Raw genomic sequence first — 8,920 nt, forward strand, 5'->3', positions numbered from 1 at the left:
GAGGTGCGAGGCGCCTCCAGCGACAACAGACATAGCCGACCGCAAGGAAAATGACGGATCACCTTGAGGCGAGCCGTCACTTCTCCTGCTCGTATCCCCGGGATTTGGGTTCTAGAATTCAGCGCCGGCTGAACAGCAGACTGGCGACAAGACCGAGCACCACAAGGCCCACCGCCGCGGCAGCCGCCGGATGGTCGCGGGCCGACCTCTCGATCACCCTGCCCTGTTTACGGATTGCCGGCATGGCGTCGCGCAGGCGCCCGGCGAGATCGGAATAGGTGTCCAGCGCGGCATCGCGACCGTCCTCGTAATACGCGCCGCCTCGCCTTGCCACGGCCCTCTTCAAGCTGGCCAGTTCCTTGGTAAGAGCCGCGACCTGCCTGTCGAGATCGATGTCGGAGAGGGTCGAAAATGATGCCATTGGTATGTTTCCTTCACTTGCAGAAGGAAGCGTAACGCCTCACCGGAAGACGGGTTCCGGCTTTCGAACTATCGATGTCGCGTCGGGCCGCGGTCAGCGCACCTGGTCAAGCAGGCGCTTGCATTCCAGGAGGTCGAACAGCGCCTCCTGCAGCAAGGCCCTGTTGTCGCGCGAGAGTTTCGATGCATCCGGCTGCACCGGACCGTCCTCGTCGCTCTTGCCCAGGCCGAAAAAGCGGCGGCTGGGCTTCACCCGCGGCTGGCCAACCAGTTCGTCGTCCATGCCGCGCGGCTGAGCCGCCGGCGTCAGCGGCACTTGGTCAGCCTGCTTTCGCTGCGAGATCGCCTCTACGGCGGCCATGTCGCCATTGCCGATGGCAACCAGGAAATGGTTGCCGTTCTCGCGCAACAGCTTCTGCACGCCCTTGATTGTGTAGCCCTGGTCGTAGAGCATGTGGCGGATGCCCTTGATCAGCTCGACATCCTGCGGCCGGTAGTAACGACGGCCGCCGCCGCGCTTCATCGGCTTGATCTGGTTGAAACGCGTTTCCCAGAAGCGCAGCACATGCTGCGGCAGATCGAGATCTTCGGCGACCTCGCTGATGGTACGAAAGGCGTCGGGGCTCTTGTCCATGGGCGAATCCTCACGCTGGACGATGATCCGGCCTACCTGCCGAATCGGGGCTTATTTCAGCGGTTTATGAAGCAATATTCAAGCCCGGCGTCATGGCGGCGACGGTTTTCAACCGCGCAGTAGGACTACTTGCCGCTTTTGGCCTTGCCGCTCTGATGGGAGCGCAAGATACGGCTCTTCAGCACATTCGACGACTTGAAGGTCATCACCCGACGCGGCAGGATCGGCACTTCCTCGCCGGTCTTGGGATTGCGGCCGATGCGTTCGTTCTTGGAGCGGACGTGGAATGTCGCGAAGGACGACAGCTTCACCGTTTCGCCGCGCACGATGGCTTCGCAGATTTCATCCAGCACCGCTTCGACGAGTTCGGCCGATTCAGTGCGCGACAGGCCGACCTTCCGGTAAACTGCCTCGGCAAGGTCGGCGCGCGTAAGTGTCTTTCCCCCCATGCGACCGTCCCATCAGCTCAAAACATAAAATTCGGCACAACAACGGCAGAGCCTAAGTAATTGATCCGTCAAGGTCAAGGACCGAAACTGGACCGTTCAGCACTTACCAGCGAACCAGGACAGCGCCCCAGGTGAAGCCGCCACCCATCGCTTCCAGGAGGACGAGATCGCCCTTCTTGATGCGGCCGTCGGCGACGGCCACCGACAGCGCCAACGGCACGGAAGCAGCCGAGGTGTTACCGTGCAAATCGACCGTAACCACCACCTTTTGCTCAGCTATCCCGAGCTTCTTGGCGGAAGCGTCAATAATTCGTTTATTGGCCTGGTGGGGCACGAACCAGTCGAGATCATCGGCCGAGATACCGGCTTGCGCGAACGTCGCCTCGATGACATCGGTGATCATGCCGACCGCGTGCTTGAAGACTTCGCGGCCCTCCATCCGGAGGTGGCCGACCGTACCCGTGGTCGACGGCCCGCCGTCGACGAAAAGCTTGTCCTTGTGCGTGCCGTCGGAGCGCAGGCTGGCCGCCAGAACGCCATGGTCGGCGATCGCGCCCGTCCCCTCGCCTGCTTCCAGGATCATGGCACCGGCGCCGTCGCCGAACAGCACACAGGTCGAGCGGTCGCTCCAGTCGAGGATGCGCGAGAATGTTTCCGAACCGATCACCAGGACACGCTTGGCCAGGCCGCCGCGGATGTAGAGATCGGCGGTGGTCACGGCATAGACGAAGCCCGAACAGACCGCCTGCAGGTCGAAGGCAAAGCCGTGATGCATGCCGAGCCGGTTCTGGATCTCGACGGCAGTGGCCGGGAACGTGTTGTTGGGCGTCGAGGTCGCCAGCACGATCAGATCGATGTCGGCGGGCGTGAGGCCCGCATTGGCAAGTGCGGCACGTGCCGCTGCTTCCCCCAGCGAAGCCGTGGTCTCGTCGTCACCAGCGATATGGCGCTGGCGAATACCGGTACGCTGGGCGATCCACTCGTCGGAGGTCTCGACCATGCCTTCGAAATCGGCATTCTTCATGATTCGGCGGGGCAGCGCGGCGCCTGTGCCGCGCACGACTGATCTGATCAAAGTTCTTTCCTATTCCTTTGCGTCGGTGACGACGTCGGATTTCCTAGATGACAGGGCACGCGGGTTGCGCGCATGAAACAGGTCCAGATCGGCCTCGATGCGGTCGAGGAGGTTGTTGCGGACCATGTCATAGCCGAGTTCGATCGCGGCGGCGAACCCGTCAGAATCAGCACCGCCATGGCTTTTGACGACGATGCCGCTCAACCCCAGGAAAACGCCGCCGTTGGAGCGGCCGACATCCATCTTTTCGCGCAGGCGATCGAAGGCGCCCTTGGCGAAGATGTAGCCGATCCTGGCCATCAGAGTCCGGCTCATCGCCGCGCGCAGATAGCCACCGATCTGGCGCACCGTGCCTTCCGCCGTCTTCAGCGCGATGTTGCCGGCAAAGCCTTCGGTGACGACGACGTCGACCACGCCCTTGCCGATATCGTCACCCTCGACGAAACCGTGATAGTTCATCGAGGCCATGTTGGCTTCGCGCAGCATGCGCCCGGCCTCCTTGACCTCTTCCTGGCCCTTGATCTCCTCGACGCCGACATTGAGCAGGCCGACGCTGGGCCGGGCTATGCCGAAGACCGAGCGCGCCATGCCGGTGCCGAGAATGGCAAAATCAATGAGCTGTTGCGCATCGGCCCCAATGGTCGCGCCGACGTCCAGCACCACGCTTTCGCCGCGCAATGTCGGCCAAAGGGCTGCAATCGCCGGGCGATCGATGGTGGCCATGGTGCGCAGGCAAAATTTCGACATCGCCATCAGCGCGCCGGTGTTGCCGGCGGAAATGCAGGCGTCGGCCGTGCCGGCCTTGACCGCTTCGACGGCCTTCCACATCGATGACTTCCAGCGGCCGTGGCGCAGCGCCTGGCTCGGCTTGTCGTCCATCCTGACCGCAACTTCGCAATGGAAGAATTCGCTGATCTCGGCGAGCTTGGGAAATTTGGCAAGTTCGGGGCGCACGACTTCCTCACGCCCGAAGATGACGAAGCGGACGTCGGGACGACGGGTCGCGACCGTCATGAGCGCTGGTATGACCACGGCTGGTCCGTGATCGCCGCCCATGGCATCGATGGAAATCCTGATCACGCGGTATTTATCTCACGGTTAGGCGGCAGGTCGCTTGAGCGACCGCGAAGGTTCGGCGAAAATAACGGTTTTGGGCTGCCGCACAACCGACTTTTCCGTCGCGGGCGAGCTTTTCAGGATTTTCCCAGCAAGGATCGCAGTTTTTGCTGAAATTCATTCTCCGCCGGTTCGGTCTCGCTGCCGGCATTGAGCGATGCGCCCTGCTTACGCGGATAGGGGTCGATGGCGAGCCCGAAATACTGTTCGGCGAGTGCCCCGACATCGATCGTGTCACCGGAAAATGTCTCTGGACTGTCAGGGCTTTCCGCATCGAGCAGGATCTCGCCGCCACCATCGAAGCCCTGCCGTCCGAGCTTGGAATCCTCGGGCAGCAGCAGCGCTTCGACCGGTTCGTCGATATGCGCTTCGACAGGCTCGAGCGTGACGATGCAGGCCTGAGTGATGTCGGCCTCGACGCGGCCGCTGATCTTCACGCCATTGCGCTTCCACGACGCCACCAGAAGCTCGGCGCGATAGGATTCGACCGAAATCAGCCCGTGCTCCTCGGCCAGTGCCGCACGCTGTGCGGCATCGGCCTCGATAACCAGCGGCAGGCCCTTCTGCGGCAGGCGCGTAATGTTGGCGCGGAAGGAGACCGGGCTTTGCGGGTCAACATGCTTCATTGTTCAACCTCCTTGGCGGCGGGAAAGGTCAGCGTGCCGGAGACAATCGATTCGGATGGCTGCGCGGCCAGATGACTGCGCGCGTCGGTAACATAGTTGGCCAGCAGCGATGCTTCCGCCCAGGCGCCCGCGTCGGGCCGGACATTGCGGGCAAGAGCCGCGGTCAGCCCTTCATGGGCGTTTCTTTCCAGGGCATCGTCATAGGCAGCGGTTCGGCCATAAAACATCTTTGCCAGCTTTTTCATGCGTTTGGGCACGCCAACGTCGCCAATGCCCAATTCCCGCAACGAATGGTCAACGTCAAGGAAGAACTCGTCGATCAGCACCTGGGCGACCTCCTGCGCCGCACCGCTCTCCCCGCGCAACCTGTGCTGGAACAGGAACATGTGCAGCGACAGCATCTCGAAACGGCCAAGCGGCGTATCTGGCACATTCCAGTGGGAATAAAACAGAGTCTGCCGCGCCGCCGCCACGATTTGTGCGTAAAGCGCCTCGGTGATAGCGCGGTTGGCGTAGCGTTCGCGGCCAAAAAAGCGCTGGAACATTGGGGATGGTCTCCTGGGGACCGTTTGTTGAAGTGGGCTTGTTGCATCGGCAAGCAAGCTGGTTTACCGGTTTCGCGGCCCAGCGCAAGTTGCGGCCAGCTAATGGAGTTGTTGTTGCGCGCGCTGAATTTCAAGTCGACCTTCTCGTCCAGGCCCGCCGGCGCGATCTCGCTGCTGATGATCGTTTCGGCACTGTCCGCCTGCCACACCTCCAAGATGATGGGCGATCTCAGCCCGAGCGAGACGCTGACGCAAGGTTACGTCATAGACCAGCAGGCAATCGACCTGGTGCCGGTCGGTTCGAGCCGCGAGCAGGTGCTTCTGGCGCTCGGCACGCCGTCGACGACCGCGACCTTCGACAACGAGGCATTCTATTACATTTCGCAGACGCGCAAGCGCTACGTCGCCTTCGACAAGCCACGGCTCATTGACCAGCATGTGCTGGCTGTCTATTTCGGCGCCGATGGCCGTGTCACCCAGATCGCCAATTACGGGAAGAAGGATGGCAAGATGTTCGACTTCATCTCGCGCACCACACCGACCGGCGGCAAGGACCAGAACTTCCTCAGCCAGGTCATCAACGGTGCCAGCAAGCTGGCGCCCGGCATTCCCGGCGGCGGCGTCTAATTCCCTTCGGCTTCCATTCCCGGAAGCCTCGTCATCTCAGGCGACCAAAAACCCGCGGGAGCGATCCTGCGGGTTTTTGTTATGGGTCACCAGTCGGGCACGGCCACTGGCATGCTGCAGTGGCCACCACTGAAAACACGACGCTGGGTCCGGCATAAGGTGCCAGCGCACGCATTGCGAAGACCGGGCGAAAGCGAGCGCTGAAGGATAGTTTGGCTTTGCCTCAACAAAAAACCCGCGGGATCGCTCCCGCGGGTTTTTTTCGGGCTGAAGCCTTGATCAGCCGTGCGCGAGCACCGCCAGCAGCAAGAGCGCGACGATGTTGGTGATCTTGATCGCCGGGTTGACGGCCGGGCCAGCGGTGTCCTTGTAGGGATCGCCGACCGTGTCGCCGGTCACCGAAGCCTTGTGCGCCTCGGAACCCTTGAGATGCTTGACGCCGTCCTTGTCGACAAAGCCGTCTTCGAAGGACTTCTTGGCGTTGTCCCAGGCACCGCCACCAGAGGTCATCGAGATGGCGACGAACAGGCCGTTGACGATGACGCCGAGCAACGAGGCACCCAGCGCTGCAAAGGCGGACGCCTTCGAGCCCGAGATCAACAGCACGCCGAAATAGACCACGAGCGGTGCCAGCACCGGCAGCAGCGACGGGATGATCATCTCGCGGATCGCCGCCTTGGTCAGCAGATCGACCGCGCGTGCGTAGTTCGGCTTCGAGGTGCCGGCCATGATGCCCGGATCCTCGCGGAACTGCTTGCGCACTTCCTCGACGATGGCGCCCGCCGCGCGGCCGACGGCCGTCATGGCGATGCCGCCGAACAGATATGGGATCAAGCCGCCGAAGATCAGGCCGGCGACGACGTAGGGGTTGGAGAGATCGAAGGAGATCTCGCCCATGCCCTGGAAGTAGGGATATTTGTCGCCATTGGCGGCAAAGAACTTCAGGTCGTTCGAGTAGGCGGCAAACAGCACCAGTGCGCCGAGACCGGCCGAGCCGATGGCGTAGCCCTTGGTCACCGCCTTGGTGGTGTTGCCGACCGCGTCGAGCGCGTCGGTGGAGTGGCGCACTTCCTTGGGCAGGCCGGCCATTTCGGCAATGCCGCCGGCATTGTCGGTGACCGGGCCGAAGGCGTCGAGCGCAACGATCATGCCGGCAAGACCGAGCATCGTCGTGACCGCGATCGCCGTACCGAAGAGGCCGGCAAGCTGATAGGTCGAGATGATGCCGCCGACGATGACGATCGCCGGCAGCGCCGTCGATTCCAGCGAGACCGCAAGGCCCTGGATGACGTTGGTGCCGTGACCGGTGACCGACGCCTGAGCGATGGAGTTGACCGGGCGCTTGTTGGTGCCGGTGTAGTACTCGGTGATGACGACGATGAGACCGGTCACCACGAGGCCGATCAGGCCGCATATGAACAGGTTCTTGCCGGTGATGACCATGCCGGCGACTGTGCCGATCTCGCCCCAGCCGAGCGTCACCTGTGTGGCGACGCCGAGGCCGACGATGGACAGCAGGCCGGTGACGATCAGGCCCTTGTAGAGCGCGCCCATGATCGAGCCGTTGGAACCGAGCTTGACGAAGAAGGTGCCGACGATCGAGGTCAGGATGCAGGCGCCGCAGATGGCGAGCGGATAAAGCATGGCCGCACCCAGCACGGCGGTGCCGCCAAAGAAGATGGCAGCCAGAACCATGGTGGCGACGACGGTCACCGCATAGGTTTCGAACAGGTCAGCGGCCATGCCGGCGCAGTCGCCGACATTGTCGCCGACATTGTCGGCGATGGTGGCCGGGTTGCGCGGATCATCTTCGGGAATGCCGGCTTCGACCTTGCCGACGAGATCGCCGCCGACGTCGGCGCCCTTGGTGAAGATGCCGCCACCGAGACGAGCGAAGATCGAGATCAGCGATGCGCCGAAACCGAGCGAGACCAGCGAGTCGATGACGATGCGGTCATTGGGCTGGAGGCCCATGAAGTGGGTCAGGATGAGGTAGTAGATCGACACGCCGAGCAGGGCCAGGCCAGCAACCAGCATGCCGGTGATGGCGCCCGATTTGAACGCGATGTCGAGGCCGGCAGCGAGGCTGTTCGATGCGGCCTGCGCCGTACGAACGTTGGCGCGAACGGAGACATGCATGCCGATGAAGCCGGCGGCGCCCGAAAGCACCGCACCGATCAGGAAGCCGATCGCGGCGGTGATGGACAGCAGCCACCAGGCGAGCACGAGGACGACGACGCCAACGATGGCGATGGTGGTGTATTGACGCGCCAGATAGGCTTGTGCGCCCTCGCGGATAGCCGCGGAGATTTCCTGCATGCGTGCATTGCCTTGATCGGCCGCAAGGACCGAACGTGTCGCCCAGATGGCGTAAAGGATTGAAAGCAGGCCGCAGGCGATGACGGCGGAAATAATTGTCATTGCCGGATTTTCCTCGATTGATGGCCCAAAAGAACCCCTCCCTGGGCCGTTGAGACAAAGACCGGATTCCGCGCACGGAATCCGCCTCTTCGCATCGGTGTATGCGAAACAGGGCTGCGAACGTCAAGATATTGTTCGGTTTTTGCCCGGCTTTCGCCTAAATGGTTTAGACGGCGGCGTGCTTGGCAATGATGTCGCCTGATTAGATCGATTGAAATGACGCTGCGGCACTGAGCTGTCAGCTCCTCCCACCCGATCCGCTAGCGACGTGGAGCGTGAACGCGTCCGCCGGCGCCTATGCTTCTTTGCAAAGACCTGTAGGGTAGCCTATCTTCAGGATGGAACCGGAGCTAGCCTATGAATTTCAAAGCTATTATCCACGAAGCCGACGAAGGCGGGTTCTGGGCAGAGGTGCCGGCAATTCCGGGCTGCGCGACCCAGGGCGAAACCATGGAAGAACTTGTCCAGAATTTGCGTGAAGCGATCGAAGGCTGCCTCTCAGTAGAGCCGCTGTCATTCACGTCGGAGCCTGGGCGGATCGTGGAAATCGCTGTTTGAAGTCCATTTCCGGCAAGGAATTTGCGCGTGCCGTCGAACGGCAAGGCTGGAAGCTTTTGCGCATCGCCGGAAGCCACCACATCTATGGCAAGCAGGGAAGCATTGTTCGGCTTTCAATCCCTATTCATGCCAATAAACCGCTCAAAACCGGACTTCTACGACATCTCCTAGCGCTCGCTGAAATGAACGAGCGCGATATCTGAGATACTGTCGACTATTCGGCCTCTCTGCCCATGCGGCGCGCCGTGTAGCGCTCGATCGCCGACAGACCGTCATGGATCAGCACGGCAAGCGCTGCCACGATCAGGCCGCCTTGCAGGATGAAGGCGAGATTGTTGGACAACAGCCCGGCGATGATCACTTCGCCCAGCGTTTTGGCTGCCACGGTCGAACCGATGGTCGCGGTGGCAAGACTGATCACCACCGACAGCCTGATGCCGCCGAGAATG

Annotated in this window: 11 protein-coding genes and 1 pseudogene; 3 read left to right on the top strand and 9 right to left on the bottom strand. The window is 62.0% G+C overall.

Annotated features, from left to right (window positions below; all coding sequences use genetic code 11):
* Positions 1-118: 118 nt before the first annotated feature.
* The 7 genes from EN750_RS08525 to EN750_RS08555 form a co-directional block, all read right to left on the bottom strand.
* On the bottom strand, positions 119-421 hold the full coding sequence (locus EN750_RS08525) for a hypothetical protein (RefSeq protein ID WP_127270978.1): 303 nt from the start codon (positions 419-421) through the stop codon (positions 119-121).
* A gap of 93 nt (positions 422-514) precedes the next feature.
* The gene (locus tag EN750_RS08530) at positions 515-1,054 is read right to left on the bottom strand and encodes a MerR family transcriptional regulator (protein WP_027038390.1); all 540 of its coding nucleotides are present in this window, start codon (positions 1,052-1,054) and stop codon (positions 515-517) included.
* 125 nt (positions 1,055-1,179) lie between these two features.
* On the bottom strand, positions 1,180-1,503 hold the full coding sequence (locus tag EN750_RS08535; RefSeq protein ID WP_013532231.1) for an integration host factor subunit alpha: 324 nt from the start codon (positions 1,501-1,503) through the stop codon (positions 1,180-1,182).
* A 103-nt stretch (positions 1,504-1,606) separates the two neighbouring features.
* A complete protein-coding gene (locus EN750_RS08540) occupies positions 1,607-2,578 on the bottom strand; it encodes a beta-ketoacyl-ACP synthase III (protein WP_127320649.1) in 972 nt (323 codons plus the stop codon).
* 9 nt (positions 2,579-2,587) lie between these two features.
* Positions 2,588-3,658 carry a phosphate acyltransferase PlsX gene (gene plsX, locus EN750_RS08545; RefSeq protein ID WP_127396161.1) on the bottom strand — a complete coding sequence of 357 codons (1,071 nt, stop codon included), beginning with the start codon at positions 3,656-3,658 and terminating at the stop codon, positions 2,588-2,590.
* A 113-nt stretch (positions 3,659-3,771) separates the two neighbouring features.
* A complete protein-coding gene (locus EN750_RS08550) occupies positions 3,772-4,320 on the bottom strand; it encodes a DUF177 domain-containing protein (protein ID WP_127396162.1) in 549 nt (182 codons plus the stop codon).
* Positions 4,317-4,865, bottom strand: a complete 549-nt coding sequence (locus EN750_RS08555) for a ubiquinol-cytochrome C chaperone family protein (protein ID WP_127396163.1) — start codon at positions 4,863-4,865, stop codon at positions 4,317-4,319. Before EN750_RS08555 ends, EN750_RS08550 begins: the two co-directional genes overlap by 4 nt.
* A gap of 114 nt (positions 4,866-4,979) precedes the next feature.
* Here EN750_RS08555 and EN750_RS08560 point away from each other — a divergent pair, with 114 nt between their 5' ends.
* Positions 4,980-5,492, top strand: coding sequence for an outer membrane protein assembly factor BamE (locus EN750_RS08560; protein WP_127267855.1), 513 nt, complete (start codon positions 4,980-4,982; stop codon positions 5,490-5,492).
* Between the two features lie 279 nt (positions 5,493-5,771).
* Here EN750_RS08560 and EN750_RS08565 read toward each other — a convergent pair whose 3' ends face one another.
* On the bottom strand, positions 5,772-7,913 hold the full coding sequence (locus tag EN750_RS08565) for a sodium-translocating pyrophosphatase (RefSeq protein ID WP_127381998.1): 2,142 nt from the start codon (positions 7,911-7,913) through the stop codon (positions 5,772-5,774).
* Positions 7,914-8,270: 357 nt separating this feature from the next.
* Between EN750_RS08565 and EN750_RS08570 the strand changes: the two genes are divergently transcribed.
* Together EN750_RS08570 and EN750_RS08575 are read left to right on the top strand one after the other, a co-directional pair.
* Entirely contained in the window at positions 8,271-8,471 is a 201-nt protein-coding gene (locus tag EN750_RS08570; RefSeq protein WP_127329711.1) for a type II toxin-antitoxin system HicB family antitoxin, read from the top strand.
* Entirely contained in the window at positions 8,468-8,674 is a 207-nt protein-coding gene (locus EN750_RS08575) for a type II toxin-antitoxin system HicA family toxin (RefSeq protein ID WP_127396164.1), read from the top strand. Before EN750_RS08570 ends, EN750_RS08575 begins: the two co-directional genes overlap by 4 nt.
* Before the next feature lie 11 nt (positions 8,675-8,685).
* Here the strand turns inward: EN750_RS08575 and EN750_RS08580 are convergent.
* Positions 8,686-8,920 (bottom strand): annotated as a pseudogene (locus EN750_RS08580) (ABC transporter permease); the annotation flags it as partial.

Source organism: Mesorhizobium sp. M7A.F.Ca.ET.027.03.2.1 (assembly GCF_003999175.1).
GTDB lineage: Bacteria > Pseudomonadota > Alphaproteobacteria > Rhizobiales > Rhizobiaceae > Mesorhizobium.